We start from the raw sequence: 25,225 nt of genomic DNA on the forward strand, positions 1-25,225 counted from the left end.
CTTTGCGTGAACATGATAGGCGCGCCCCAAGCGATCAAGTCACTCGGCCGCCTGGGCGTAAACCTCAAGCGGAGGGCAGGTGCAGATCAGGTTGCGGTCGCCCGCCACGTTGTCCACGCGGCCGACCGGCGGCCAGTACTTGTCCACCCGGAACGCGCCGGGGGGAAAGCAGCCCTGCTCGCGCGAATAGGCGCGATCCCAGTCGGCGACCAGATCCTCGACCGTGTGGGGGGCGTGGCGCAGCGGGCTGGCGGCGGCCTCGATGCGGCCCTCGGCGACCTCGGTGATCTCGTCCCGGATCGCCATCATCGCGGTGATGAAGCGGTCCAGCTCGGCCTTGGTCTCGCTTTCCGTGGGCTCGACCATCAGCGTGCCGGCGACCGGCCAACTCATGGTGGGCGCATGGAAGCCGTTGTCGATCAGCCGCTTGGCGATGTCGTCCACGGTCACGCCGTGTTCGGCAAAGACGCGGGTGTCCACGATGCATTCATGCGCCACCCGGCCGCGGTTGCCCATGAACAGGATCGGATAGGCGCCAGCCAGCCGCGCGGCGATGTAGTTGGCGTTCAGGATCGCCACCTTGGTCGCCTGCGTCAGCCCCGCGCCGCCCATCATCAGCACATAGGCCCACGAGATCAGCAGGATCGAGGCCGACCCCCAGGGCGCCGCGCTGACCGCCCCCGTCCCGTCGCGCGGGTCGGCCGGCAGGTGCGGCGCCAGATGCGCCTTGACGCCGATCGGTCCCATGCCCGGCCCGCCGCCGCCATGCGGGATGGCAAACGTCTTGTGCAGGTTCAGGTGGCTGACGTCGCCGCCGATCTCTCCGGGCTTTACCAGGCCCACCAGCGCGTTCATGTTCGCGCCGTCGATATAGACCTGCCCGCCATGCTCGTGCGTGATGCGGCAGACGTCGCGGACGGTGTCCTCGAACACGCCGTGCGTGCTGGGATAGGTGATCATCACGGCGGCCAGCCGGTCGCCGGCCTTGGCCGCCTTGTCCGTGAAATCCTCGAGGTCGATGTCGCCGTTGGGGGCGGACTTGACCACCACGACCTTCATCCCCGCCATCTGCGCGGAGGCCGGGTTGGTGCCATGCGCGCTGGTGGGGATCAGGCAGATGTCGCGATCCTCGCCGTTGGCCTTGTGATAGGCGGCGATGGTCAGCAGGCCCGCGTATTCCCCTTGCGCGCCGCTGTTGGGTTGCAGCGAGAACGCATCATAGCCGGTGATCGCGCACAGCTTGTCGGTCAGGTCCGCGAACATCCGGTGATAGCCCGCGGCCTGGTGGGGCGGCGCAAAGGGATGCAGCGCGCCGAACTCGGGCCAGGTGAGGGGCATCATCTCGGCGGCGGCGTTCAGCTTCATCGTGCAGGACCCCAGCGGGATCATCGCCCGGTCCAGCGCCAGGTCGCGGTCCGACAGCCGCCGCATATAGCGCATCATTTCCGATTCCGCCCGGTTCATGTGGAACACCGGATGGGTCAGATAGTCGCTTTCGCGGATCAGATCCTCGGGGATCGCGGGGTCGGTCGCAGGCTCGGCCGCGTCAGAGATGCCGAAGGCGTCCAGCACGCGCGCGATCACGTCCGGGTCGGTCGTCTCGTCCAGCGAGATGCCGACGCGGTCGCGGCCCACCCGGCGCAGGTTGATCCCGCGCTGTTCGGCGGCGGCCAGGATGCCCGCCTGGCCCACCCCCACCCGCACGGTGATCGTGTCGAAGAAGGCGTCGGGCTGCACGTCCGCCCCCGCCTCGCGCAGGGCGCGGGCCAGCGCGACGGTATGCAGATGCACCCGCTGGGCGATGGCGCGCAGGCCCACGGGGCCGTGGAACACCGCGTAGAACCCCGCCATGACGGCCAGCAGCGCCTGCGCCGTGCAGACGTTCGAGGTGGCCTTTTCGCGGCGGATGTGCTGTTCGCGCGTCTGCAGCGCCAGCCGATAGGCTTGCCGCCCCGCCGCGTCGACGCTGACGCCGACGATGCGGCCGGGCATGGCGCGCTTGAGCTCGTCCTTGCACGACATGAAGGCCGCGTGCGGCCCGCCATAGCCCATCGGCACGCCGAAACGCTGGGACGTGCCGACCGCGATGTCGGCCCCCATCGCGCCCGGCTCCTTCAGCAGGCACAGCGCCAGCAGGTCGGTCGCAACGATCGCCACCGCGCCCGCCGCGTGCAGCGCGGCGCAGTCGGCGGTCAGGTCGCGGATATGGCCGAAGGTGCCGGGATACTGGAAGATCGCGCCGAACACCTTGCCCGGCTCGCAGTCCTCGGGACGGCCGCGGACGATCTCGATCCCCAGCGGCTCGGCCCGCGTCTGGATGACCGCGACGGTCTGCGGGTGCAGGTCGTCGGCGACGAAGAACGCGGTCGCCTTGGACTTGGCCGACCGGTGCGCCATCGCCATGGCCTCGGCCGCGGCGGTCGCCTCGTCCAGCAGGCTGGCGTTGGCGACCGGCAATCCGGTCAGGTCCGAGATCATCGTCTGATAGTTCAGCAGCGCCTCGAGCCGCCCCTGGGCGATTTCCGGCTGGTACGGGGTATAGGCGGTGTACCAGGCCGGGTTCTCGAAGATGTTGCGCTGAATGGCGGGCGGCGTGACCGTCCCGTGATAGCCTTGCCCGATCAGGCTGGTCATCACCCGGTTCTGGGCCCCCACCTGCCGCATCAGGTCCAGCAGCTCGCGTTCCGACAGCGCCGGCCAGTCCAGCCCGCCGTCCTGGCGGATCGAGGCCGGGACGGTCTGCTCGATCAGCTCGTCCAGCGTCCGGCAGCCGAGGGCCGCCAGCATCTCGTCCATCTCGGCGGGCGAGGGGCCGATATGGCGGCGGTTTGCGAAATCGTCGGGATCATAGGTGGTGGGGGTCCAGCGGGTCATTGCGGGCTCCGTCAGGCGTCGTGGGAAAAACAGGTCAGCCGATCAGCGCCTGATAGGCCGCCTCGTCCATGAATCCGTCCATCATCGAGGCGTCGGTCGGCTTGATGCGGAAGAACCAGGCCGTCATGGCGTCATCGTTGACCGCGCCGGGGCTGTCGGCCAGCGCGCTGTTGACGGCCGTGATCGTGCCCGCCACCGGGGCGGTGATGTCGGACGCCGCCTTGACCGATTCGATCACGACGATCTCTTCGCCGGCCTCGACCTCGCGCCCTTCCTCGGGCAGTTCGATGAACACGACGTCGCCCAGCTGTTCGCTGGCATGGGCGGTGATGCCCACGACGATCTCGTCGCCGTCAGCGCGCAGCCATTCGTGGTCCTCGGTGAATTTCAGCATGGGCCGACCTTTCAGCGTTTGTAGGTTTGGGTGACAAAGGGCATGGGCGCGATCCGCGCGGGCAGTCGCTTGCCGCGCAGTTCGGCATAGACGGTCGCGCCCTCGGGCAGATCGACGGGCAGGATCGCCATCGCCACCGGGCCGCCGACGGACGGGCCGAACCCGCCCGAGCTGACGGTGCCGATCGGCTCGCCCCCTTGGGCGTCTGCGAACAGGGGCGCGCCCTCGCGCACGGGGGCGCGGCCTTCGGGACGCAGGCCGCGGCGGGCGCGGGTGGCGCGGCCCAGTTCGGGCAGGATCACGTCGTCGCCGGGGAACCCGCCCGCGCGCGCGCCGCCGGTGCGGCGGACCTTGGGGATCGACCAGCCCAGCGCGGCCTGCGCGGGGGTCACGGTCCTGTCCATGTCGTGGCCGTACAGGGGCAGCCCCGCCTCCAGCCGCAGGCTGTCGCGGGCGCCCAGGCCGATCGGCGCGACCTCCTCCATCGCCAGCAGCGCCTGCGCCACGGTGATGGCCGCGTCGGCGGGGATCGAGATCTCGAACCCGTCCTCGCCGGTATAGCCCGACCGCGAGATCCACAGGTCGCGCCCCTGGAAGGATACGTCGCAGACATCCATGAACTTCATCGGCGGCATGTCGGGCAGCAGGCGCGCCAGCGCGCCTTCGGCACCCGGACCCTGCAGCGCCAGCAGCGCGCGGTCGGCGACCGGTTCCACCGTCACGCCGTCCAGCGTCCGCAGATGGGCGATGTCCTGGTCGGCGCAGCCCGCGTTCACCACCAGCAGCAGGTGGTCGCCCTTGTTGGCGATCATCAGGTCGTCCAGAACGCCGCCCTGCGGCGTGGTGAACAGGCCATAGCGCTGCCGGCCCTCGGGCAGGCCCACGATGTCGGCGGGCACCAGCGTCTCCAGCCGCGCCGCCACGTCCGGCCCGCGCAGGATCACCTGGCCCATGTGGCTGACATCGAACAGCCCGGCGGCGCTGCGGGTGTGCAGATGCTCGCCCATCACCCCCATGGGATACTGGACCGGCATCTCCCAGCCGGCAAAGGGCACCATGCGCGCGCCCAGCGCCAGGTGCAGGTCGTAAAGCGGCGTGCGTCGCAGATCTTCGGTCACGGCATCCTCCCGGCGGCCCAAACGGCCGCGTTTGCGATGCCCCCTCTGTCCTTACCCCGGATGGGGGCGCCTGAGATCGTTATCCCTTCGGCGGGCCTTGCGGCCACTCTTCAGAGTCTGTCGCGGAAACGGTCTTTTTGCCTGAGAGTTTACCGGGGCGGTTGCTCCTTCGGCCCTGAACGACGCCAGCGTCTCCCGGTTTCCGCCTTTCGTCGTAAAGGGGCGCGCCCCCGGTTGGCAAGAGGCTTGTTCAGCCCGGGCGCGGAAACACGAAGGCGCGGTCACGGCGCAGCATCAGCCACATCGGCGTGCCGGGATCGGGCAGGAACACCGCCGGGACCGTCGCGCGCAGGGTCGAGCCGTCGTGGTCCATGCGGAACTCGACCAGCGATTCGCGCCCCAGGAACCGGGCGCGCTGGACCACACCATGCGCGGCCGTGCCGTGTTCGGGCGTCGGCGCCGGACCCCGGCCGCTGCGGTCGAAGTCGATTCGCAGATGCTGGGGGCGCACCACGATCTCGACCGGGGTGCCGTCGGCCACGCCCGGCGTCAGAAAGTCGCCAAAGGGCGTGTCGGTCAGCGCGCCGTGCACCGTGCCGGTCAGGATGTTGACGTCGGAAAAGAACGCCGCCGCCTCGCGGTCCACGGGGGCGTTGTACAGGTTGTAGGGCGCGCCCCGCTGCACGATGCGTCCGTTCCGCATCAGCAGGATCTGGTCGGCCATCCGCATCGCCTCGTGCGGCTCGTGCGTGACCAGCAGCACGGCCGTGCCCTCGTCCTTCAGCAGCGCCAGCGTCTCGTCGCGGATGCCGTCGCGCAGCCGCTCGTCCAGGCCCGAGAACGGCTCGTCCATCAGCAGGATGCGCGGGCGCGGGGCCAGCGCGCGGGCCAGCGCCACGCGCTGCTGCTCGCCCCCCGACAGGGCATGGGGATAGCTGTCGATGTGGCTGCCCATGCGGACGCGGTCCAGCAGGTCGACCACCCGCGCCCGGTTCGCCGCCGCCCCGCCCCTGAGCCCGAAGGCCACGTTGTCGGCGACCGACAGATGCGGAAACAGCGCGAAGTCCTGAAACATCAGCCCGATGGCGCGGCGTTCGGGCGGCACGCGGAACGCCGTGTCGCAGACCAGACGGCCATCGACGAAGATGCGCCCGCGGTCCTGCATGTCCACGCCCGCGACGATCCGCAGCGTCGTGGACTTGCCGCAGCCCGAGGGGCCCAGCAGGCAGGCGACCTGCCCGGCCGGCACGTCGAACGAGACGTCGTCCACGACCGCCTGCCCGTCGAAGACGCGGCTCAGGTTCTCGACGGCAAGGCGCGGAGGAGAGGGGGGCTGGCTGTGGGGCACCGGCAATCCGATCCATTCGGTCGGGTATGCCTAGCAGCCTATGGCGGAGGGGTAAAGATTTGCGCCGCGATCCGTTACCCGATGCGACCTGTGAAGGTCAGGTGGAAGCCGCCGTCTTCCTCTACCTCGAACCCTTCATAGGTAAAGACGCCGACATAGCCGGCGCGGTCGAGGCTACCGGGCGCGTCGCGCTGAACAATGGCGCGATTGCCGCTCGAAAGCGCAGCAATCAGTTCCCGATAGCGTTTCCCGTCACGCTTCACTCCCTGCATTGAATCTCGATAAAAGCTGCTACCCACTCGCCACGACGAATGCAGAACAGGCAACCGCTCGCCCTTCCACTCGGCAAACCAGTTGCCCCTGGATCCTCTGATATCCTTCAAGCCTGCCGCCCTTCAGATCGTGACGTTCAGCGCGCCGCCGTCCAGCAGCAGGTTCTGGCCCACGATGAACCGCGCCTGCTGCGAGCACAGGAAGGCGCAGGCGGCGCCGAAATCCTCGGCCCGGCCATAGGTCCGGGTGGGGATCGTCGCCTCGCGCTGGCGGCGGGCCTGGTCGGGGGAAATGCCCTGGACCTGCGACACGCCCGCGTCCAGCGCGGTGGCGCGGTCGGTGTCGTGGATGCCCGGCAGCAGGTTGTTCACGCAGACGCCCTTGTCGGCCACCTGCCGCGCCATGCCGGCGACAAAGCCGGTCAGGCCGGTGCGCGCGGTGTTCGACAGCCCAAGCTGCCCGATGGGCGCGCGCACGGCGGCGCTGGTGATGTTCACGACCCGGCCCCAGCCGCGGTCCATCATGCCCGGCACCAGCGCCTGCATCAGCGCGATCGCCGACAGCATGTTGCCGTCCAGGGCGCGGATGAAATCGTCGCGGTCCCAGTCGGTCCAGTGGCCCGGAGGCGGCCCACCGGCGTTGGTCACGAGGATGTCGGCCGCGCCGTCCAGCGCCGCCAGCACCGCCTGGCGCCCCTCGGCGGTGGTGATGTCGGCGGCGACGGGGTGCACCGCGACCCCGTGGCGCGAGGCGATCTCCTGCGCGGTCTGCATCAGGGCATCGCGGCCGCGCGCGTTGATGACCAGATCGACGCCCTCGGCCGCCAGCGCCTCGGCGCAGCCGCGGCCCAGCCCGCGGGAGGCGGCGCAGACCAGCGCCCTCTTGCCCCTGATGCCCAGATCCATCGCCCGTCCCCCCTGCATGCCGCCCCGCGCAGGCAATCGCGCGGGGTTGCAAAGGTCAAGCGGGCTCGTGCCGCGATGCCCTTGCCGGTCAGGCCCCGCGCGCCGTCAGAAGCACAGGATCTCGGCCTCGGCCTCGGCCCGGCGCAGGGTCGCCAGAATCCCCTCGGACGTCGCGCCCGAGCGGAACAGGCCGGCGCGGTCGCCGGTGACCTGCCGCATCCGCAGCACGGTTTCGGCCGCGACATAGTCGTCATGGCTCAGCACGTCGGCGATGGCGTCGATGGCGCACGAGCAGCGTTGCAGCATCTCGGGCGTCTCGCCGTTGGTGCCCATGCAGATCAGCACGTATTCGGCCCGGGTCGCGGTCGGATAGTCGTTGACCGCCTGCGCAAGGGCCGGACCCGCCAGCAGCGCGGCCAGCGCCGCCCCCGCAAGGACCGCCCCCCTCATTGCAGCGCCAGCGCGTGGACATAGGGGGCGGGCGCGATGGGCGCGACGCCCGGCGGCGCAGGCTGGGGCATGGGCACCGCCACGGGTGCCGCGGTGCGCGCCACCATCTCGGGGATCGGCTGGCGGGGGTCCGCGCCCATGCGGAACCGGATCTCCAGCGTCTCGAACCCCTGCATGCGGGCCCTGTTCGGATCATCCGCAAACGGGCGCAGCACGACCTCGCGCGCGCCCTCGGCACCCGTCACCTCGCCGCCGCGGAACACGGCGTCCTTGATCCGGTTGCGGATGTAGTCCGGGCTGCCCCCGGTCAGCGCCGCCATGTCGCGCGCGGTGCTTTCCAGGAAGAACGTGACCACCGGGTCCCCGCCCGAGGTCGGGAACGGCCCGATCCGGCGGCTGCGCTGGGTGGATTTCTGGTCCAGCTGCAACACCGGCTTGCCGTCGGACGGGTCGAGCGCCTGCGACAGCGTCAGCGACCCCCGGTCCTGGGCGGCAAAGCCCGGCACGGCAGGGCCGTCGTGGGTCATCGACCAGACCAGCGTCCGGTCGCCCAGCGCCCAGGGTCCCCGGTCGGCAAAGACCAGATCGCCCGCCTCTCCGGCGCGGGCGGCGCCCGTCGCCAGCACACCCGCCAGCACCAGCGCCGCAGCGCCGATCCAGGAATATCGCATCGTCATCCCTTCCCTCCCGCGCCCTGCCCGGGCGCCCCTCTCGTGCGGCCGCCGCGGGGGCGGCCGGTCAGTCCATCACCTGCAGCAGCATGGCGCGCAGGTCGTCGGGGCGCACGGGCTTTTCCATCAGCGGCACCCCCGCGGCGGCACAATTCCGCGCGATGGCGGGATCGCGCTGCGCCGTGACCATGATCGCCGCGACGCACTTGCCCGCGGCGGCGCGCAGGGCCGCGATCGCGTCCAGTCCCGTGTCGCCCCGGTCCAGGTCGTAATCGGCCAGGATCACGTCGGGGGGGTCGTCCTCGCCCATGGCGGCCAGCGCCTCGGCGATGCCGCCGGTCGCCCGCGCGACCATGCCGAAGCGGTCGGCGAGCAGCAGCTCGTAGGCGCGGCGCATGGCCGCGTCGTTTTCCACGACCAGCGCCACGCGCGAGCGCAGGCGGCGCGCGTCGTCGGCGCCGGATGCGGGGGCGCGCTCGGCCTGACCGTCCGCGGGCGGCAGGCCCACGCGGAACACCGCGCCGCGGCCGGGCTGGCTGTCCACGGTGATCGGGTGGCCCAGCTTGGCGCAGGCGCGGCGCACGATGGACAGCCCCAGGCCCATGCCCCCCGGCCCCCCCTCGCGGCCGACGCGCTGGAATTCGTCGAAGATGCGGCCGCGGTCGGCGGCGGCGATGCCGACGCCGGTGTCGCGCACCTCAAGCCAGAGCCGTCCGCTCCGGCGGCGCACCCCGACCAGGACGCCGCCCGTCTCGGTGTACTTGATGGCGTTCGACACCAGGTTCTGCGCGATGCGGCGCAGGAACACCGGGTCGCTGTCCACCATGGCGGTCGTCGGCGCAAAGCTCAGCCGCAGGCCCTTGGCCCCGGCCATGGGGGCGTATTCGATGGCCAGGCGGCGGAACAGCGCGTCAAGGTCCACGGGCCTGCGCTGAAACTCGATGCGCTGGCTGTCCAGCCGGCTGATGTCCAGCACGGCGTGCATCAGCTCCCCGACCGATTCGAAGGCGCCGGCCAGATGCGTCGTCAGCTCGCGCTGGACGGGGTCCAGGTCGGTGTCGCTCAGCGCCGACAGAAACAGCCGCGCGGCCGACAGGGGTTGCAGCAGGTCATGGCTGGCGGCGCGCAGGAACCGCGTCTTGGACCGGTTCGCCTCCTCGGCCGCGGCGCGGGCGACGGCCAGGTCGCGGTTCTTTTCCGACAGGTCGGCCAGCGCGCGTTCAAGGTCGCGGGTCCGCGCCAGCGCCTCGCGTTCCAGCGCCAGCGCGGCCTGGAACATCGACCAGGCCGAGCCGCGCGACTCCTCCAGCCGGTCCACGCGCCCGATCAGCACCTGGGTGATGCGGGCCAGCTTTTCGGCCTGCCGGGCGGGGCTGTCGTCAGGACGCAGCATCGCCCCCGCCCCCGCGCGCCATCAACGCCAGCCCGACGAAGGTCTGGTTGACGTGCATCCCGGCGTGCTGCTCGCCATAGGTGTTGAAGCCGGCGACGCGGTAGCGGGCGAACAGGCTGCCCATGCGGTCGGCCATGCCCGCGCGTTCGACCGCCAGCCGGCGCAGGATGCAGTCGAAGCCCAGCACCATCAGCGGCGGCGCCGGCAGGCCGTCCAGCACCGCGCCGAAGCCCTGCGTGACATCCTCGGCCCGCCCCAGCGTCAGCACCGTGCCCGCGTCGATCGAGGCGAGAAGCTTCAGCCCCCGCGCCGCCGTCGCCTCGCTGATCGCGCGGACATGGTGACGCCGCCCCATCCGCAGCAGCAGCGGGTGCGAGGCGAAGTCCGCCGGTTCCAGCGCGGCAGGGTCAAGCCCGGCCAGGCGCGCGTATTCGTCGGCCGCGGGTTCGGCGTTCAGCTCCAGGATCGTGCCGGTGCAGGGGTCCGCCGCGGTGACGACCGCGCGTTCGGGCGTGGGGCTGAAATGGGCAAAGCTGACCTCGGCCACCGCCAGCGTCGTTTCGACCAGCACGAACACCGCCCCGCCGGGCACCGGCTGGCCGTTCAGGATCTGCGTCGTTGCCCCGAAATCCAGCCCGTCGCCCGCGGACCCGCCGACGATGGGGACATCGGGCAGCGCCGCATCGAGGGTCGCGGCCAGCACATCCTCGTGCCGCGACAGGCCGTCGGCCAGCAGGACGCCGAACAGCGCGCGGCGCGGATCGGGCGCAAGGTCCGCATGCAGCATCCGCAGCGTGGCCAGCCACGCCGACACGGGAATGTCGCCCTGGTTGCGAAGGGCCACGGCCGCGGCCCGGAACGTGGCGCGGGGAAAGCCGATGGCCAGCACCGTTCCGCGCTGGTACCCGCCCGGCCCGATCTCTCCCGCCGACGAGCAGCCCGCGATCGTCACCCCCGGCAGCGCGGCGTGCAGCCGCGCGGCCATCGGCGCCAGCGCCCCGCGGGGCGAGCCGAAGAGCAGCACCAGCGCCGGATCGCAGGGGGCAAGCCCCGCCCGCAGCACCTCGGCCCCTTCGGGGGCGTCGGCCTGCACCGTGACCGACACGGGCCCCGCGCCAGGCGCGGCGGCGTCGCCGCCTGTCGGGCCCAGGGCGTCGGGGGGACGTGTCACACCGCCTCGAACAGCCGGGCGCTGTTGGCCAGCAGCACCGCCTGGGTGCGGCGGCGGGCGTTGATCTTGGACATGATCGCGGTGATGTGCGTCTTGACCGTCGCCTCGGCGATCGACAGCTCGTAGCTGATTTCCTTGTTCGCCTTGCCCTGGCAGATCAGCCGCAGGATCTTCATCTGCTGGGGCGTCAGCGTGGCAAAGCGGCGGGCAAGCTCGGCGCGCGCCTCGCTTTCGTCCCCCGCGGCCTCGGGCTCATAGCTCTCGGGGGTGACGCGCTCGCCCTCCCACATGCGGCGCAGGCTGTCCACCAGCGCCTCGCGGCCCAGCGCCTTGCTGATATAGCCCTGTGCCCCCGCCGCCATCGCGGCCGAGATCATGGCGTTTTCCAGATCGGCCGAGATCATCGTGATCGGCACGTCCGGCAGCTGCCGGCGCAGGGTGACGATGCCTTCGGCGCCCCGCGCGTCGGGCAGGTTCAGGTCCAGGATGACCGCGTCGGGCGCGCCCTGGCTGCGGATCTGTTCGACTGCGGCGGCCAGGCTGCGCGCGGTGCGGATCGTCTTGCGGCCAAAGCTGATCTTCAGCGTCAGGGCCAGCGCGTCGCACATCAGCGGATGATCGTCCACGATCAGGATGTCCTTGACGCGGTCCGCCGACAGCCGGGGCAGCGCCGCCGTCCCCCGGTCGGGCGCGGACGGGCGGTCGGGCGCGGGTCGGACGCGTGCGGCGCCTTCGCCCGCACGCGGGTCCTGCGTGGCACGTGTGGTCATGGTGTCCTCCTCGTGACCGGCGCCCACCCTCCCGCGGGGCCGTCACGCCCGACAGTCTAGAGCCGCCACCGCCCCGCGCAAGACCTTTGGCCGATGACGGGCGCGCTGGTGCTGCGGCCTATGTCGCATTGATCGGCGCCCCGCCCCATGCCAGCCTGCATCCGGTTTTCCCGAGGACATCCCCATGACCCTGTTCCGCCGCCTTGCCGCCGCCGTCGCGGTGGCGCTGACCGCCACCGCCGCCACCGCCCAGACACCGCCCCCCGCGCCCACGATCACCGTCGGCACGCTGGAAAACGGCACCGTCGCCTGGGAGCTGGAGACGATCCGCGCCCGCGGGCTGGACGCCGCGAACGGATTCGCGCTGAAGGTCCTGCCGCTGGCCGGCAATCCGGCGACGCAGGTGGCGATGCAGGGCGGAGAGGTGGATACGATCGTCTCGGACTTCCTGTGGGTGGCGCAGCAGCGCGCGCAGGGGGCGGACTTCACCTTCCTGCCCTATTCGACCTCGGTCGGCGGGGTCATGGTCAGGGGCGACAGCCCCGTCCGGACGCTGGCCGACCTGAAGGGCGGAAAGATCGGCATCGCGGGCGGGCCCGTGGACAAGAGCTGGCTGATCCTGCGCGCCTGGTCCCGCCAGCAGACCGGCGAGGACATCGGCGCCGTGACCGAGCAGGTGTTCGGCGCGCCCCCCATGATCATGAACGCCGCCGAGACGGGCGAGGTCGATGCCGCGATCAACTTCTGGCACTTTCAGGCCAAGATGGCGGCCCGTGGCATGCGCGAGATCGTCAGCGTGAAGGACGCCGCCCGCGACCTGGGCCTGGACCCTGCGACGCCCTTGCTGGGCTATGTGCTGCGCGACGGCTGGATCGCCGAAAACCCGGCGCTGGCGCAGGGACTGGCCCGCGCCTCGGCCGAGGCCAAGGCGATCCTGGCGCGCGACGACGCCGCGTGGGACGCGCTGCGCCCGATCATGAACGCAGACGACGACGCCGAGTTCGCGGCCCTGCGCGACGGCTGGCGGGCCGGCATCCCGCCCTCGCAGACGGTGGACCCTGCGGCGGCGCAAAAGCTGTTCGCGGTCATGGCCGAACTGGGCGGGGACGAGCTGACCGGGGGGCTGACGGAGCTGCCCGCGGGACTGTTCTGGTCGGGCCGCTAGGGCGCGCAGTCGCGCCATGCCACCGCCCGGACCCCGCGCCGTGACCTTGGCGCCCCCCTCTGCGCCCCCCTCTGCGCCACGGGGGGCGCAACCGCACGCCGGGGCGCGGCGCGGCCGGGTGCCGGGGCTGGTGCCGGGCCTTGTGTCCTTGGGCGCGCTGCTGGCGCTGTGGGCGGTCGCGGCGGCGCTGACCGGCAACCCCCGCCGCCTGCCCGGCCCTTGGGCCGTGGGCCATGAGCTGTTCGCCATCGCCGCCAGCGGCGAGCTGTGGTTTCACGCCGGCATGACGCTGTTCCGCGTCGCCCTGGCGTTCGTCGCGGCGATGATCCTGGGCGGCGCGCTGGGACTGGCGATGGGCCGGTCGCCGCGGCTGGACCGCTGGCTGGACCCGACGCTGGTCATCCTGCTGAACATCCCCGCGCTGGTCATCATCGTGCTGGCCTATATCTGGATCGGCCTGAACGAGACGGCGGCGATCCTGGCCGTCGCGCTGAACAAGATCCCCGTCGTGGCCGTGATCCTGCGCGAGGGGACGCGCGCCCTGCGCCCCGACCTGGACGACATGGCGCGGGTGTTCGCCATGTCGGGGCCGGCGCGGCTGCGCCATGTCGTGCTGCCGCAGCTTGCCCCGCATCTGGCCGCTGCCGCCCGCACCGGCGTCGCGCTGATCTGGAAGATCGTGCTGGTGGTCGAGTTCCTCGGCCGCTCGAACGGCGTCGGCTTCAAGATCCACCTGCTGTTCTCCAGCTTCGACGTGGCGGGCGTTCTGGCCTGGTCGCTGGCCTTCGTCGCGGTGATGCTGGCCATCGACGCCGGGCTGCTGCGCCCGTGGGAGGCCCGCGCCAACCGCTGGAGACAGGATGCGCCTTGAGCTGACGTCCAGGTCCTTCGCCGGCCGCCCCGTGCTGGGCGCGCTGACGCTGGAGGTGCGGCGAGGCCAGCGGGTGGCGATCCTGGGCCCGTCGGGGATCGGCAAATCGACGCTGCTGCGGATCGTCGCGGGGCTGGACCGCGACTTTCAGGGACGGCGCGCGGTGCCCGAACGGCTGGCGGCGGTGTTTCAGGAACCCACCCTGCTGCCCTGGCGGCGGGCGCTGGCCAATGTCACCATCCCCACCGGCGCGGACCGCGCGGCGGCGCTGGCGCTGATGGATCAGGTCGGGCTGGCCGGCAAGGACCGGCACTTTCCCCGCCAGCTGTCGCTGGGCCAGCAGCGGCGGCTGTCCCTGGCGCGCGCCTTTGCCGCGCGCCCCGACCTGCTGCTGATGGACGAGCCCTTCGCCTCGCTGGACGCGGACACGGCGGGGCGGATGCTGGACCTGACGGCGGCCCTGCTGGACGCCAGCGGGGCCGGGCTGATCCTGGTCACCCACGACCCGGCCGAGGCGGCGCGGCTGGGCGCGCAGCCCCTGACCCTGTCGGGAACGCCCGCGCGACTGGCCTGAGGGGCGAGCGGTGCGCCGGCCCTGCGCCGACGGCCGGGCAGGCCGCGACCCCGGACCAGCCGGAAAGCGGCGCGCCTAGAGCGCCGTCCAGCCCCCGTCCACGCTGATGGTGGTGCCGGTCAGCTGGGCTGCGGCGTCGCTGCACAGGAACACGGCCGTCCCGCCGATCTGCTCGACCGTCACGAACTGCCCCGAGGGCTGGCGGGCCAGCATGACCTTGGCGATCACGTCCTCGCGGCTCATGCCGTGGGTCTTCATCTGGTCGGGGATCTGCTTTTCGACGATGGGCGTCAGGACATAGCCCGGGCAGATCGCGTTGCAGGTGATCCCCTCGCCCGCCGTTTCCAGCGCCGTGACCTTGGTCAGCCCGACGACCCCATGCTTGGCCGCGACATAGGCCGCCTTGTAGGGGCTGGCCGTCAGCCCGTGGGCCGAGGCGACGTTGATGACCCGCCCCCATCCCTGCGCCCGCATCATCGGCAGGGCGACGGCGGTGGTGTGGAACGCGCTGGACAGGTTGATGGCCAGGATCGCGTCCCATTTCTCGGCCGGGAACTCGGGGATCGGGGCGACGTGCTGGATGCCGGCGTTGTTGACCAGGATGTCGCAGCGGCCGGCCTGCGCGATCAGCGCGCGGCACTGGTCCGGCTTGCTCATGTCGGCCTGAAGATAGCGCACGGCGACGCCGTGCCCGGACGCCAGCCGCCGGGCCAGGTCATGGTCCTCGGCCGCGTCGGTGAAGCTGTTGATGACCACGTCCGCCCCGGCGGCCGCCAGCGCCTCGGCCACGCCCAGGCCGATGCCGCTGTTCGATCCGGTCACCACGGCCAGTTTTCCGGCAAGAATCCTGTCGCCCATGCCCTGCACCCCTTGTCGTTGCAGCCGCAGCATAACGCCAACAAGCACGCCGGCCAGCCCTCATGGGGGCTGGTCATGCAACCGCAAAGTGAGTAAGGAAAAAAAACGCCCGCACGAGGCGGGCGTCAAGTCATGAGGCAGGTTTCATACAGGCAAGAAACCTATCGAGCAGTGGCTTCGATATACGCCTTTCACACTCTGAGTCCAAGGGGTCCGTTTGCCAGGCGGTTCGCCCGTGGATAGGGATGGTTAATGACCCGGCGTCAGACCGGGCCGGGCGGGGGCTGGCATGGCGCGAATCCACATAAATCTTAACGATTACGCGATCACTGTTGCTCTGCGCAGGGTGGTTTTGCTTGTCGCATGTGTTGCAGGGATGCCGCTGGCAAGCCTTGGCGCGCCGGCCCATGCCATTGCAATGTATGGCGAACCCGGTTTGCCACAGGGCTTCTCTCATCTGCCCTACGCCAACCCCGAGGCCCCCGGCGGAGGGGTGATTCGGCTGGCCGAGCCCGGAACCTTCGATTCGCTGAAGCCCTGGGTTCTGAAAGGCAACCCCGTCTGGGCGGTCGGCACCCATGTCGTGGAAACGCTGATGTTCCGGTCCATCGACGAGCCGTTCACCCTGTACGGCCTGCTGGCCGAAAGCGTCGAGACGGACCCCGACCGCACCTGGGTCGAGTTCACGCTGCGCCCCCAGGCGCGGTTTTCCGACGGCACGCCGGTCACCGTCGAGGATGTGATGTGGTCGTTCGAGACGCTGGGGACGACCGGCCACCCGCGCTATCACGGGGCCTGGAAGAAGGTCGCCCGCATGGAGCAGACCGGCCCGCGCAGCGTGCGCCTGACATTCGCGGTGGCCGACCGCGAACTGCCGTTGCTGATGGGGCTGCGGCCCATCCTGAAAAAGGCGCAGTGGCAGGGGCAGGACTTCGGCGCCTCGGGGCTGGAGCCGCCGATCGGGTCCGGTCCCTATGTCGTCGAGCATGTCGATGCGGGGCGGTCGATCACCTTTCGCCGCGATCCCGACTACTGGGGCAACGACCTGCCGGTGAACCGCGGGCTGAACAACCTGGATGTGATCCGCTACGACTATTTCGGCGACACCGCCGCCATGTTCGAGGCGTTCAAGGCCGGCGACGTGACCCTGTGGCGCGAGCTGAACGGCGCGCGCTGGGCCGGCGAGTACAATTTTCCCGCGGTGACGGACGGGCGGGTGGTCAAGGACGAGATTCCCCACCGCCGCCCCTCGGGGATCATGGGGCTGGTGATGAACAGCCGCGCCCCGGTGTTCGCGGACTGGCGCGTCCGGCAGGCGATGATCGAGGCGTTCAACTTCCGCTTCATCAACAGGACGCTGACCGGGGGCACCGATCCGCGCATCACCAGCTATTTCTCGAACTCGCCTCTGGCGATGCAGCCGGGTCCGGCGACAGGCCGGGTGGCCGAGCTGCTGGCGCCGTCCGCCGCCGACCTGCCGCCCGGCACGATCGAGGGCTATGCCCTGCCCGAGGGCGCCGAGCGGTCGCTGGACCGCAAGGGCATCCGCGCCGCCATGGCGCTGCTGGAACAGGCCGGCTGGACCGTCCGGGACGGCCGGCTGGCGAACGCCGCGGGCGAGCCGTTCCGGTTCGAGATCCTGCTGAACCAGTCGGGCAGCGCCATGCGGTCGGGCAGCGAGGTCCAGAAGATCGTCGACATCTACCTCGAGGCGCTGAAGCCCCTGGGCATCACCCCGCGCGTCACGCTGCTGGACAGCGCGCAATACGTCCAGCGGACCAACAGCTTCGCCTTTGACATGACCTGGTACGAACGCGGCCTGTCGCTGTCGCCGGGCAACGAGCAGGCGCTGTACTGGGGGTCGGCCAGCGCCACCGAGCCGGGCAGCAAGAACTGGATGGGCCTGCAAAGTCCTGCCGTGGACGCGATGATCGAGGCCATGGTCAACGCCACCTCGGCCGAGGATCACGCGGCGGCCGTGCAGGCGCTGGACCGCATCCTGACGGCAGGGCGCCATGTCATCCCGGTGTCCTTCTCGCCCGTCAGCCGGATCGCCCATGCGGCCAACCTGCACCACCCGGCGCGCCTGCCCGCCTATGGGGACTGGCCCGGCTTCATGCCCGAGACCTGGTGGGCCGACCCGCCCCGGTGACAACGCAGGCCGATGGGCGCAGGCTGGCAGGCGGGAACCACCACACGCAGCCGTTGTTTCCGCCATGGACGATGGCCCGCCGCCATCAGGGACACAAAGGGGATGACCGCCGATGAAATGGGCGCATGTGCAGCAGAACTGGTCCGCCTTCTACGAGGCGATCAAGGAGAAATGGGACGCCGTGGACGAGGCCGACCTGGACGAGATCGACGGCGACCAGCGCGCCTTCGTCGCCTATATCGCCGAGGTGAGCGGGCTTGAGCCGGCCGAGGCGCGCGACGAGATCCGAGAATGGCTGACCGGCGAGATCCCGTCCGATGTCGTCATGGACCCCATCCACGACAACCACTCGATCGCGCTGTCGTCCAAATACGTGGGCGAGGGCGAGGACGAGTTTTCCGACGATGCCCGCTTCGGCGACGACGACGACTATCCCGACGACGGCGACCGCTAGGGCCGCCACCAGACCGCCGCGCAGGCGCCGGTCAGACGGGACGGATCAGCTTGCGTTCCAGAACCCGCAGCACGACCCCCAGGTCGTGCCCGCGGCGCAGGATGCGCCCGTCCATGCCCACCACCGCATACATCCCCTGCGCCCCGCGCAGGCGGGGCCGCTTCTCGATGCGATAGATCGGGGTCTCGGCGGCGCGGCGAAAGACCGAGAACACCGCCACCTCGCGCAGGAACGACAGCCCATAGTCGCGCCATTCCCCGGCGGCGACCATCCGGCCATAGACCGACAGGATCACCCCCAGCTCGCGCCGGTCAAAGGCCACAACGTCAGGGGCATCAGGGGCGGGCGCGGGCGTGACAGGCGGCTGGATCGTCATGACGCGATGGTGACAGGCTCGCGCGCGTCGATCAACCGGCCTGTCGCGGGGCCTGCAACCGGCCCCGCGGCGAACTCAGTAGCAGCCGACCTTGGCGATGCGGCCGTCCGCGCCGACCTCGACGTTCAGGCGTTCGGGCCGGAAATCCATCGTGACCGGATCGCTGGGGCCGATCACCCGGCTGCCGGCGGGCAGCAGCATGCTCTGCAGCACGGATTGCGGCTGGCCGACCAGCCCTTGCAGGGCCTGCGCCTTGCACAGGTCGGCCTCCTCTGGCGGGGTCGCGGGCGGCGGCGGCACGCAGGCAGCCAGCAGGACCAAGGGGATAACGGCAAACAGTCGGGTCATGGCGATCATCCGCAATCGATGTTCTGGATACGGCCCGCGGCGTCCAGCCGGAACACGATCCGCAGCGGGTCGTATTCCTGCGGCTCGATCCCGCGGTATTCGACGACACGGTACTGGCGCGTGATGCCCAGCGTCGGGATGACGGTGCCCGGCTGGCCCAGGGCCGCGACATAATCCCCGGCGTGGCAGGCATCGGGTTCGCGCGACTGCAATCCCGCGACACCCGTGACGGGCATGGCGACCGGGGCGGGATCGACCACGACCACCGGATCGGGAGAGGGCGCGGGCACGCAGGCCGCAAGCGACGTTGCCGCCAGGGTGACTAGGATCAGGGTCTTCATGGGTCTATCGTTCGTCCGTCGGCGGATTCTGGTGTTCTGATCTCATAGCAGGGCCGCGCGGGCGGCGGAACGGGGCGCGGACGCGCGGCCCGCGACGCGCCGGGGATGTTGCGCCCGTGCATCGGCCCGGGGGCGCATTGCCCGCGGTTGGCAATCCGCGGCGACTGTGCATGATGGCTGCGATCCTTGTCGCACAGCATTGTGGGGTTATCCATGTCGTCGTTCCGCGCCTCTGTCGAGCAGATGTTCACCCACGCAGCCAGTCTGCTGGACCTGCCGCCGGGGCTCGAGGAAAAGATCCGGGTCTGCAACTCGACCTATACCGTCCGCTTCGGGGTGCGGCTGCGGGGCGCGATCCACACCTTCGTCGGCTATCGCTCGGTCCATTCCGAGCATCACGAGCCGGTCAAGGGCGGCATCCGTTATGCGATGAACGTCGATCAGGACGAGGTCGAGGCGCTGGCCGCGCTGATGACGTACAAATGCGCGCTGGTCGAGCTGCCCTTCGGCGGGTCCAAGGGGGGGTTGCGGATCGACCCGCGCGCCTGGGACGAGGACGAGCTGGAACGCATCACCCGCCGCTTCACCTACGAGCTGTCGCGCCGGTCGCTGATCTCGCCCAGCCAGAACGTGCCCGCCCCCGACATGGGCACCGGCGAGCGCGAGATGGCCTGGATGGCCGACGCCTACAAGCGGCTGCACCCCGAGGACATCGACGCGCGCGCCTGCGTGACGGGCAAGCCGATCGGCTTCGGCGGCATCGCCGGGCGCATCGAGGCGACGGGGCGCGGCGTGCAGTACGCGCTGCGCGAGGTCTTCCGCACCCCCGCCGTGCTGAAGCAGGCGGGCCTGGACGGCACGCTGGACGGAAAGCGCGTCGTGGTGCAGGGCCTGGGCAACGTCGGCTTTCACGCCGCACGGTTCCTGTCCGAGGAGGACGGCGCCCGCATCATCGCGGTGGCCGAACGCGACGGGGCGGTGATGAACCCGGCCGGGCTGAACATCGCCGACCTGCAGGCGCACCTGCGCGCGACCGGCGGCGTGCGCGACTTTCCCGGCGCCACGTTCGAGCCGGACGGAACCCGGGCGCTGGAACTGGACTGCGACATCCTGATCCCCGCCGCGCTGGAGGCGGTGATCCACGAGGGGAACGCCGCCCGCATCCGCGCGCCCCTGATCGTCGAGGCCGCGAACGGCCCGATCACGGCCGAGGGCGACGCGATCCTGCGCGAGGCCGGCAAGGTCATCGTGCCCGACATGTACGCCAACGCCGGCGGCGTCACGGTCAGCTATTTCGAATGGGTCAAGAACCTGTCGCACATCAACTTCGGCCGCCTCGAACGCCGGCAGGAGGAGGCGCGCCATCACCTGCTCGTCGCGGAACTGGAACGCATGTCGGACGACCACAGCCTCGGCTGGACCCTGTCGGAAGGGTTCAAGCAGCGCTACCTGCGCGGCGCGGACGAACTGGAACTGGTGCGCTCGGGCCTGGACGACACGATGCGGGCGGCGTTCCAGCACATGGTCACGATCTGCGACGCCGACGCGCGCGTGCCCGACCTGCGCACCGCGGCCTATATGGTGGCGATCCGGCGCATCGCGGCGACCTATCAGGCACTGGGGCTGTAAGGGCGGGCCGCCGCGCCGCTTGCGCGCCCCGCCCCGGATGCCCTATAGCTGCGGGCAGCGCGGGTGTAGCTCAATGGTAGAGCAGCAGCCTTCCAAGCTGAATACGTGGGTTCGATTCCCATCACCCGCTCCAACCGCGCGCCGGAACAACCGCCTGGCTTGGGGGGTTGAGCGCGCGGATGGCTGCGCGCATCGCGCAGGACCAGTGAAAGGGTGCCGATGTCCCGCAATGCCCGCCAGCGCCTGTCGTTCTTTCTTCTGATCGGCGTGACGCTCTATGCTTCTCTCGTCGGCGGCTGAGGGGCGGCGCATGGCACGACGTTTCCGCGGCCCCTTCTCGCCCGAGCCAGCGTCGCTGGACGGATCGCGCGACGCGGGGCCACAGGCCCTGCCGCGCCCCGCGCCCGGCGACCTGCGCCATCCCCACGAATCCCGCACCCGCTGGATCACGGCCGCCGCGGTGCCGTTCCTGCTGGGCGCGTTCTTCCAGGGCGACGCGATGGGGATGGCCACGAACCTGGCCGGATTCGGCATCACCGCCGCCGCGATGTGGCTGACGCGCGAGGGGTTGCAGGCCGAGGCCGCCTATGACGCCCGCCGCGTGGCCCGCCGCCCGGCGATCCCGCGCAAGCTGTTCGGCGGCATCCTGACCGGCCTGGGGCTGGCGGTGGGCGCGGCCGAGCCCGGGGCCTTCGCCGGCGCGGCGGTGCTGGGGCTGACCGGATCGGCGCTGCACTGGCTGGCCTTCGGCCCCGACCCCAGGCGCGACAAGGGGATGGAGGGGGTGGACGCCTTCCAGCAGGACCGTGCCGCCCGGATGGTCGCCGAGGCCGAGACGCGGCTGCGCGCCATGTCCGACGCCATCCTGCGCGTCGGCGACCGCCGCCTGGAAGCGCGGGTCGCGATGTTCGCCGCCACCGCGCGGGCGCTGTTCGACCGGGTCGAGCAGGACCCCGGCGACCTGACCGCTGCGCGCCGCTATCTGGGGGTCTATCTGCAGGGGGCGCGCGACGCCTCGGTCAAGTTCGCCGATCTGTACGTCCAGACCCGCGACGAAAAGGCCCGGCGGGATTACGAGCTGCTGCTCGACGACCTGGAGCGCAGCTTTTCCGCCCTGACCCAGCGGCTGCACGCCGGCGGGCGCACCGACATGGACATCGAGATCGAGGTCCTGCGCGACCGCCTTGCGCGCGAGGGCGTGCGCCCCGCCCTGGAGGATGACCGGGACCCGACCGCGGACGATCTGTTCCGCACCATCCTGCGCGACCCGACGCCGCGCTGAATGCCCCGCTTTGCGCTGCGGATCGAATACGACGGGGGACCGTTCGCGGGCTGGCAGGCGCAGGCCGACCTGCCGTCGGTGCAGGGTGCGGTCGAACGCGCGCTTGCGGCGCTGGACCGGGGCTTTGCCGCGGGCGCGCGGATCGCGGCCGCCGGGCGCACGGATGCGGGCGTCCACGCCACCGGACAGGTCGCGCACGCCGATCTGGTCCGCGACTGGGACCCGTTCCGGCTGGCGCAGGCGCTGAACTGGCACCTCAAGCCCGCGCCGGTCGCGATCCTGACGGCCGCGCGCGCGCCCGACACGTTCCACGCGCGCTTTTCGGCCATCGCGCGGCATTATCTGTTCCGCCTGCTGGCCCGGCGCGCACCCGCCACCCACGACCGCGGGCTGGTCTGGCAGGTGGGCCAGCCGCTGGATGTCGCGGCCATGCGGCAGGGCGCGGCGCATCTGATCGGGCGGCATGACTTCACCACCTTCCGGTCGTCGATGTGCCAGTCGGCCAGCCCGGTCAAGACGCTGGACCGCATCGCGATCACGGCGCATGCGGTTCCCCACGGCACCGAATACCGCTTTGCCCTGTCGGCGCGGTCGTTCCTGCACAACCAGGTCCGGTCGATCGTGGGCACGCTGGAACGGGTGGGCGCCGGGGCCTGGCCCGCCGACCGCGTCGCGCAGGCGCTGGCGGCGTGCGACCGTGCGGCCTGCGGGCCGGTCTGCCCGCCGCAGGGTCTGTACCTGACCGGCGTCGATTACCCCGACGATCCGTTCGGGGTCAGCGACGAATAGAATAGCGGAAACTAGCTGGTCGCTTCCTGACCTGTCATCGACGACCAAAGACTACGCAAGCCAGTTTCAATATCTATCAGGGTCGAAAAGCCTAGATGCGTCCTTGCCAGACGCAGGCATCCATACGACAGCATGACATCACCATGTCGCGCAGCAGCGTAATGAATCTCATTCTGTTCCCGCCCGGAGATAATATCAAGAATATCCGCGACTTGCCGGACGGTAGTCGCTGTGCCAGTGCACAGGTTGAACACAGCCGGCCTTCGGGATGTTCCCAGATAACTTCCCGCCCGGATTATTCCTTCGACAATGTCGTCGACATGAATGAAATCCCGGCTTTGCAATCCCTGGCCAAAGATCGTATGTGGAGAATTAGCAATGCGGTTCGCCGTGAATTTAGTAATGACGCCCGCGTAAGGAGACGTTAAATCCTGTCGCGCACCATAGACATTGAAGAATCTAAGGCCAACGGTTGGAAGTCCGTAAGCTTCAGCCATCGCGCGGGCCTGATGCTCGCAACCAAGTTTATCGGCGGCATAGGCGGACACGGGCATCGGCGTACAAGTTTCCTGACAGAAACCGTGCGGCTGGTTTCCATACACCGCCGCTGACGAGGCATAGACAACGGGAATATTGCCGGCCCGCGCTGCCGCGTGAAATACATTCATCGCGCCAATCAGATTGACCTTGTGACTTCCGAACCAATTTAGGGTGCATTCCTGCACTGAAACAATCGCTGCAAGATGAACAATACTGTCCACCTGCGCAACGACATCAGCCAAAAGATCGGTATCCAATATGTCACCGACAATTAGCCTTGCGCTCTTGTCAATATTCGATCTTTTCCCGGCAGAAAGATTGTCATAGACAATGACATCTTCGCCGTCTGCCACAAGGCGGTCGACAAGATGGCTGCCGACGAACCCGGCGCCACCCGTCACCAGTACCCTTCTGGTCAAGCGTTTCTCCACATTCCTATAAGCGGCTGTCTGACTCGATGCAGATCAACTGCGGCCCCTGCGACGGATGCGCTCGTCCTTTTGCGTTATCACGATCAATAGGGTCCTCCACATGATCCATAAATCCAACGGCAGAGACTGGTTTCTCTGATAAATCATGTCAAGTTTCAGTTTGGTCGGAAGGCATCGCCGCGAATACGCCGCCTCGGTCGCGTCAGCTGTCTTGCACCGGGCCAGAATGCGCGCCTCGTGTCGATGATAGATCAGTGTTGCCAGTCCAGTGACGCCGGGGGGACACCTTAACACCTGACCGTAAGCTTCGGGAAAGCGATCTACATATTCCCGAATGGTGGGGCGTGGTCCGACAAAGCTCATATCGCCTTTCAAGATGTTGAACAGCTGCGGCAGCTCGTCGATCCGGCTGCGTCGCAGGAAATGACCAAGAGGTGTGATCCGCCAGTGTTTGTGCGCGCCTGTCACCCCGGAATCGTCGTCGATCAGCGTCATGGTGCGGAACTTGAGCAGGCGGAACGGCTCGGACGGCGCGCGCATCCGATCGGACACGTAGAGCACCGGCCGCCCCTGCGCCACCGCCAGCGCGATCGCGACCGAAAGCATCACGACGGACAGCGGGATCAGAAGGCACAGCGCAAGGGTCACGTCGAACAGCCGCTTTCCGGCCGTCATCCCGATGGCGCGGCTGCCCGGGCGCGCCGACCAGAGTCCACGCGGGCGGGCCAAGCGGTGAAGCTCGCTCGCCTCCAGTGTTTCCCAGTCGTGGTGAATCGTCACTCGTTGCACCTGCTCTGCTGCGCGCACCGGCGATCTCGCGACCGTCCGGCTAACACGATATGTCCGCCAAGCCAACGACAGGGCTGCGGATTTTCTTTTTCCTTGTTGCTTTTCCGCCGATCGGACAGTCTGCGCGGGCCTGCGCCGGATGCAGGTGTTGCCGGGATGCGACATGCGGAAATTTCTGGTCGTGCTGGACGACAGCAAAGAGTGCCTGAACGCGATCCGTTTCGCCGCCCTGCGCGCTGCGCGCACCGGCGGCGGGGTGCAGGTGCTGGCCGTCATTCCCGCCGACGAGATCCAGCACGGCTTCGGCGTGGCCGAGGTCATGCGGGCCGAGGCGCGCGACCGCATCACCGCCCATTTCGAGGTCTTCGCCAAGTGGATGCGAGACCGCCCCGGCGTCGAGCCGGAACTGGTCGTGCGCGAGGGCGATCCCGGGACCGAGCTGATGGCCCAGATCGCCGCCGACCCCGAGATCGGCGTCGTGGTCCTGGCCGCCTCGACCGAGACGACCGGACCGGGGCCGCTGATCACCCGCCTGATGCGCGACCTGTCGTCGCTGCCGTGCCCGCTGACCATCGTGCCGGGCGACATCTCGCGCGAGCGGCTGGAGCAGATCACCTGACGCGCGGGCCGCGCACCTTGACTTTGCACCCCCCGGGCAACCATATCACTCGGGTATCAGGAGCGTGCGATGTTCATCCAGACCGAGACGACGCCGAACCCGGCGACGCTGAAATTCCTTCCGGGCGACACCGTGCTGGACAGCGGAACGGCCGATTTTCCCACCCCCGAGTCGGGGGCCGCAAGCCCGCTGGCATCGCGGCTGTTCGCCGTGCCCGGGGTGGCCGGGGTGTTCCTTGGGTCCGATTTCGTCACCGTGACCAAGACCGACGCGGCGCTGTGGGACCAGATCAAGCCCTCGATCCTGGGCGCCATCATGGAACACTATCAGTCGGGCGACCCGGCCCTTGCGACGGGTGGCACGGCGCAGGCCGCGGGCGGCCATGCCGCGCACAGCGGCCCCGACGCCGAGATCGTGGACCAGATCAAGGAACTGCTGGACACCCGGGTCCGCCCCGCGGTGGCGCAGGACGGGGGCGACATCACCTTCCACGGCTTTGACCGGGGCGTCGTCTATCTGCACATGCAGGGCGCCTGCGCGGGTTGCCCCTCCTCGACCCTGACGCTGAAGATGGGGATCGAGAACCTGCTGCGCCACTATATCCCCGAGGTGCTCGAGGTGCGCCCTGTCGCCTGAGGCA

Annotated in this window: 27 protein-coding genes, 1 tRNA gene and 1 riboswitch; of the genes, 11 read left to right on the forward strand and 17 right to left on the reverse strand. The window is 69.9% G+C overall.

Annotation, left to right across the window (positions count from 1 at the left end; all coding sequences use genetic code 11):
• Positions 1–39 precede the first annotated feature (39 nt).
• The 11 genes from gcvP to DPQ23_RS02165 form a co-directional block, all read right to left on the reverse strand.
• A complete protein-coding gene (gcvP, locus tag DPQ23_RS02115) occupies positions 40–2,874 on the reverse strand; it encodes an aminomethyl-transferring glycine dehydrogenase (protein ID WP_112872999.1) in 2,835 nt (944 codons plus the stop codon).
• A gap of 34 nt (positions 2,875–2,908) precedes the next feature.
• Complete coding sequence (gene gcvH / locus DPQ23_RS02120) at positions 2,909–3,265, reverse strand: glycine cleavage system protein GcvH (RefSeq protein WP_170310754.1); 357 nt, start codon at positions 3,263–3,265, stop codon at positions 2,909–2,911.
• Between the two features lie 14 nt (positions 3,266–3,279).
• A complete protein-coding gene (gene gcvT, locus DPQ23_RS02125) occupies positions 3,280–4,386 on the reverse strand; it encodes a glycine cleavage system aminomethyltransferase GcvT (protein ID WP_112873314.1) in 1,107 nt (368 codons plus the stop codon).
• Positions 4,387–4,505: 119 nt separating this feature from the next.
• Positions 4,506–4,594: riboswitch (glycine riboswitch) on the reverse strand.
• A gap of 42 nt (positions 4,595–4,636) precedes the next feature.
• Positions 4,637–5,740, reverse strand: coding sequence for an ABC transporter ATP-binding protein (locus tag DPQ23_RS02130; RefSeq protein WP_170310747.1), 1,104 nt, complete (start codon positions 5,738–5,740; stop codon positions 4,637–4,639).
• A 68-nt stretch (positions 5,741–5,808) separates the two neighbouring features.
• Entirely contained in the window at positions 5,809–6,117 is a 309-nt protein-coding gene (locus DPQ23_RS15305) for a hypothetical protein (RefSeq protein ID WP_162630606.1), read from the reverse strand.
• A gap of 12 nt (positions 6,118–6,129) precedes the next feature.
• Positions 6,130–6,912 carry an SDR family oxidoreductase gene (locus DPQ23_RS02140; RefSeq protein WP_112873003.1) on the reverse strand — a complete coding sequence of 261 codons (783 nt, stop codon included), beginning with the start codon at positions 6,910–6,912 and terminating at the stop codon, positions 6,130–6,132.
• A 105-nt stretch (positions 6,913–7,017) separates the two neighbouring features.
• Positions 7,018–7,362, reverse strand: coding sequence for a hypothetical protein (locus DPQ23_RS02145; RefSeq protein WP_112873004.1), 345 nt, complete (start codon positions 7,360–7,362; stop codon positions 7,018–7,020).
• Entirely contained in the window at positions 7,359–8,033 is a 675-nt protein-coding gene (locus tag DPQ23_RS02150) for a hypothetical protein (RefSeq protein ID WP_205961399.1), read from the reverse strand. Before DPQ23_RS02150 ends, DPQ23_RS02145 begins: the two co-directional genes overlap by 4 nt.
• Before the next feature lie 67 nt (positions 8,034–8,100).
• Positions 8,101–9,426, reverse strand: coding sequence for an ATP-binding response regulator (locus tag DPQ23_RS02155; RefSeq protein ID WP_112873005.1), 1,326 nt, complete (start codon positions 9,424–9,426; stop codon positions 8,101–8,103).
• Positions 9,413–10,597 carry an FIST N-terminal domain-containing protein gene (locus DPQ23_RS02160; RefSeq protein WP_240602315.1) on the reverse strand — a complete coding sequence of 395 codons (1,185 nt, stop codon included), beginning with the start codon at positions 10,595–10,597 and terminating at the stop codon, positions 9,413–9,415. Before DPQ23_RS02160 ends, DPQ23_RS02155 begins: the two co-directional genes overlap by 14 nt.
• Positions 10,594–11,367, reverse strand: a complete 774-nt coding sequence (locus DPQ23_RS02165; RefSeq protein ID WP_240602317.1) for a response regulator transcription factor — start codon at positions 11,365–11,367, stop codon at positions 10,594–10,596. Before DPQ23_RS02165 ends, DPQ23_RS02160 begins: the two co-directional genes overlap by 4 nt.
• Positions 11,368–11,551: 184 nt before the next feature.
• Here DPQ23_RS02165 and DPQ23_RS02170 point away from each other — a divergent pair, with 184 nt between their 5' ends.
• From DPQ23_RS02170 to DPQ23_RS02180, 3 genes are all read left to right on the forward strand, one after another.
• Positions 11,552–12,532, forward strand: a complete 981-nt coding sequence (locus DPQ23_RS02170; RefSeq protein WP_112873006.1) for an ABC transporter substrate-binding protein — start codon at positions 11,552–11,554, stop codon at positions 12,530–12,532.
• Between the two features lie 118 nt (positions 12,533–12,650).
• Complete coding sequence (locus DPQ23_RS02175) at positions 12,651–13,403, forward strand: ABC transporter permease (protein WP_240602375.1); 753 nt, start codon at positions 12,651–12,653, stop codon at positions 13,401–13,403.
• Positions 13,393–13,977, forward strand: a complete 585-nt coding sequence (locus DPQ23_RS02180; protein WP_112873008.1) for an ABC transporter ATP-binding protein — start codon at positions 13,393–13,395, stop codon at positions 13,975–13,977. The genes DPQ23_RS02175 and DPQ23_RS02180 overlap by 11 nt, the downstream gene beginning before the upstream one ends.
• 75 nt (positions 13,978–14,052) lie before the next feature.
• Here the strand turns inward: DPQ23_RS02180 and DPQ23_RS02185 are convergent, their stop codons facing one another.
• A complete protein-coding gene (locus DPQ23_RS02185; RefSeq protein WP_112873009.1) occupies positions 14,053–14,835 on the reverse strand; it encodes a 3-hydroxybutyrate dehydrogenase in 783 nt (260 codons plus the stop codon).
• A gap of 376 nt (positions 14,836–15,211) precedes the next feature.
• Between DPQ23_RS02185 and DPQ23_RS02190 the strand changes: the two genes are divergently transcribed.
• Positions 15,212–16,987 carry an extracellular solute-binding protein gene (locus DPQ23_RS02190; RefSeq protein WP_240602319.1) on the forward strand — a complete coding sequence of 592 codons (1,776 nt, stop codon included), beginning with the start codon at positions 15,212–15,214 and terminating at the stop codon, positions 16,985–16,987.
• A gap of 112 nt (positions 16,988–17,099) precedes the next feature.
• On the forward strand, positions 17,100–17,441 hold the full coding sequence (locus DPQ23_RS02195) for a CsbD family protein (RefSeq protein WP_112873011.1): 342 nt from the start codon (positions 17,100–17,102) through the stop codon (positions 17,439–17,441).
• Positions 17,442–17,472: 31 nt separating this feature from the next.
• Here the strand turns inward: DPQ23_RS02195 and DPQ23_RS02200 are convergent, their stop codons facing one another.
• The 3 genes from DPQ23_RS02200 to DPQ23_RS02210 all read right to left on the reverse strand — a co-directional run bounded on the left by DPQ23_RS02200 (position 17,473) and on the right by DPQ23_RS02210 (position 18,506).
• Positions 17,473–17,817 carry a DUF2794 domain-containing protein gene (locus DPQ23_RS02200; protein WP_112873012.1) on the reverse strand — a complete coding sequence of 115 codons (345 nt, stop codon included), beginning with the start codon at positions 17,815–17,817 and terminating at the stop codon, positions 17,473–17,475.
• A gap of 75 nt (positions 17,818–17,892) precedes the next feature.
• On the reverse strand, positions 17,893–18,165 hold the full coding sequence (locus tag DPQ23_RS02205) for an I78 family peptidase inhibitor (RefSeq protein WP_112873317.1): 273 nt from the start codon (positions 18,163–18,165) through the stop codon (positions 17,893–17,895).
• A gap of 5 nt (positions 18,166–18,170) precedes the next feature.
• On the reverse strand, positions 18,171–18,506 hold the full coding sequence (locus DPQ23_RS02210) for a hypothetical protein (RefSeq protein ID WP_112873013.1): 336 nt from the start codon (positions 18,504–18,506) through the stop codon (positions 18,171–18,173).
• A 213-nt stretch (positions 18,507–18,719) separates the two neighbouring features.
• On the opposite strand from DPQ23_RS02210, the gene DPQ23_RS02215 reads away from it, so the two are divergent.
• The 4 genes from DPQ23_RS02215 (at position 18,720) to truA (ending at position 22,206) form a co-directional block, all read left to right on the forward strand.
• A complete protein-coding gene (locus DPQ23_RS02215; protein WP_240602321.1) occupies positions 18,720–20,135 on the forward strand; it encodes a Glu/Leu/Phe/Val family dehydrogenase in 1,416 nt (471 codons plus the stop codon).
• Positions 20,136–20,194: 59 nt separating this feature from the next.
• A tRNA-Gly gene (locus DPQ23_RS02220) sits at positions 20,195–20,268 on the forward strand.
• 177 nt (positions 20,269–20,445) lie between these two features.
• Entirely contained in the window at positions 20,446–21,417 is a 972-nt protein-coding gene (locus tag DPQ23_RS02225; RefSeq protein WP_112873014.1) for a 5-bromo-4-chloroindolyl phosphate hydrolysis family protein, read from the forward strand.
• Complete coding sequence (gene truA, locus DPQ23_RS02230; RefSeq protein WP_112873015.1) at positions 21,418–22,206, forward strand: tRNA pseudouridine(38-40) synthase TruA; 789 nt, start codon at positions 21,418–21,420, stop codon at positions 22,204–22,206.
• 11 nt (positions 22,207–22,217) lie between these two features.
• Here truA and DPQ23_RS02235 read toward each other — a convergent pair whose 3' ends face one another.
• Complete coding sequence (locus DPQ23_RS02235; RefSeq protein WP_112873319.1) at positions 22,218–23,165, reverse strand: NAD-dependent epimerase/dehydratase family protein; 948 nt, start codon at positions 23,163–23,165, stop codon at positions 22,218–22,220.
• 45 nt (positions 23,166–23,210) lie between these two features.
• Complete coding sequence (locus DPQ23_RS02240) at positions 23,211–24,131, reverse strand: sugar transferase (protein WP_338067037.1); 921 nt, start codon at positions 24,129–24,131, stop codon at positions 23,211–23,213.
• Here DPQ23_RS02240 and DPQ23_RS02245 point away from each other — a divergent pair.
• Together DPQ23_RS02245 and DPQ23_RS02250 are read left to right on the forward strand one after the other, a co-directional pair.
• Positions 24,130–24,585 carry a universal stress protein gene (locus DPQ23_RS02245; protein ID WP_112873016.1) on the forward strand — a complete coding sequence of 152 codons (456 nt, stop codon included), beginning with the start codon at positions 24,130–24,132 and terminating at the stop codon, positions 24,583–24,585. The two genes, DPQ23_RS02240 and DPQ23_RS02245, sit on opposite strands and share 2 nt — an antisense overlap.
• A gap of 69 nt (positions 24,586–24,654) precedes the next feature.
• The gene (locus DPQ23_RS02250; RefSeq protein WP_112873017.1) at positions 24,655–25,221 is read left to right on the forward strand and encodes a NifU family protein; all 567 of its coding nucleotides are present in this window, start codon (positions 24,655–24,657) and stop codon (positions 25,219–25,221) included.
• The last annotated feature ends 4 nt before the right edge of the window (positions 25,222–25,225 follow it).

Source organism: Paracoccus endophyticus (genome assembly GCF_003286075.1).
Lineage (GTDB): Bacteria > Pseudomonadota > Alphaproteobacteria > Rhodobacterales > Rhodobacteraceae > Paracoccus > Paracoccus endophyticus.

Excerpts from the sequence above, each read along its gene's own strand:
- gcvP (WP_112872999.1), bottom strand. The coding sequence starts at position 2,874 with ATGACCCGCTGGACCCCCACCACCTATGATCCCGACGATTTCGCAAAC.
- DPQ23_RS02140 (WP_112873003.1), bottom strand. The coding sequence starts at position 6,912 with ATGGATCTGGGCATCAGGGGCAAGAGGGCGCTGGTCTGCGCCGCCTCC.
- DPQ23_RS02145 (WP_112873004.1), bottom strand. The coding sequence starts at position 7,362 with ATGAGGGGGGCGGTCCTTGCGGGGGCGGCGCTGGCCGCGCTGCTGGCG.
- DPQ23_RS02150 (WP_205961399.1), bottom strand. The coding sequence starts at position 8,033 with ATGCGATATTCCTGGATCGGCGCTGCGGCGCTGGTGCTGGCGGGTGTG.
- DPQ23_RS02155 (WP_112873005.1), bottom strand. The coding sequence starts at position 9,426 with ATGCTGCGTCCTGACGACAGCCCCGCCCGGCAGGCCGAAAAGCTGGCC.
- DPQ23_RS02165 (WP_240602317.1), bottom strand. The coding sequence starts at position 11,367 with ATGACCACACGTGCCACGCAGGACCCGCGTGCGGGCGAAGGCGCCGCA.
- DPQ23_RS02170 (WP_112873006.1), top strand. The coding sequence starts at position 11,552 with ATGACCCTGTTCCGCCGCCTTGCCGCCGCCGTCGCGGTGGCGCTGACC.
- DPQ23_RS02180 (WP_112873008.1), top strand. The coding sequence starts at position 13,393 with ATGCGCCTTGAGCTGACGTCCAGGTCCTTCGCCGGCCGCCCCGTGCTG.
- DPQ23_RS02185 (WP_112873009.1), bottom strand. The coding sequence starts at position 14,835 with ATGGGCGACAGGATTCTTGCCGGAAAACTGGCCGTGGTGACCGGATCG.
- DPQ23_RS02190 (WP_240602319.1), top strand. The coding sequence starts at position 15,212 with ATGCCGCTGGCAAGCCTTGGCGCGCCGGCCCATGCCATTGCAATGTAT.
- DPQ23_RS02195 (WP_112873011.1), top strand. The coding sequence starts at position 17,100 with ATGAAATGGGCGCATGTGCAGCAGAACTGGTCCGCCTTCTACGAGGCG.
- DPQ23_RS02200 (WP_112873012.1), bottom strand. The coding sequence starts at position 17,817 with ATGACGATCCAGCCGCCTGTCACGCCCGCGCCCGCCCCTGATGCCCCT.
- DPQ23_RS02205 (WP_112873317.1), bottom strand. The coding sequence starts at position 18,165 with ATGACCCGACTGTTTGCCGTTATCCCCTTGGTCCTGCTGGCTGCCTGC.
- DPQ23_RS02210 (WP_112873013.1), bottom strand. The coding sequence starts at position 18,506 with ATGAAGACCCTGATCCTAGTCACCCTGGCGGCAACGTCGCTTGCGGCC.
- DPQ23_RS02215 (WP_240602321.1), top strand. The coding sequence starts at position 18,720 with ATGTCGTCGTTCCGCGCCTCTGTCGAGCAGATGTTCACCCACGCAGCC.
- DPQ23_RS02225 (WP_112873014.1), top strand. The coding sequence starts at position 20,446 with ATGGCACGACGTTTCCGCGGCCCCTTCTCGCCCGAGCCAGCGTCGCTG.
- truA (WP_112873015.1), top strand. The coding sequence starts at position 21,418 with ATGCCCCGCTTTGCGCTGCGGATCGAATACGACGGGGGACCGTTCGCG.
- DPQ23_RS02245 (WP_112873016.1), top strand. The coding sequence starts at position 24,130 with ATGCGGAAATTTCTGGTCGTGCTGGACGACAGCAAAGAGTGCCTGAAC.
- DPQ23_RS02240 (WP_338067037.1), bottom strand. The coding sequence starts at position 24,131 with ATGTCGCATCCCGGCAACACCTGCATCCGGCGCAGGCCCGCGCAGACT.
- DPQ23_RS02250 (WP_112873017.1), top strand. The coding sequence starts at position 24,655 with ATGTTCATCCAGACCGAGACGACGCCGAACCCGGCGACGCTGAAATTC.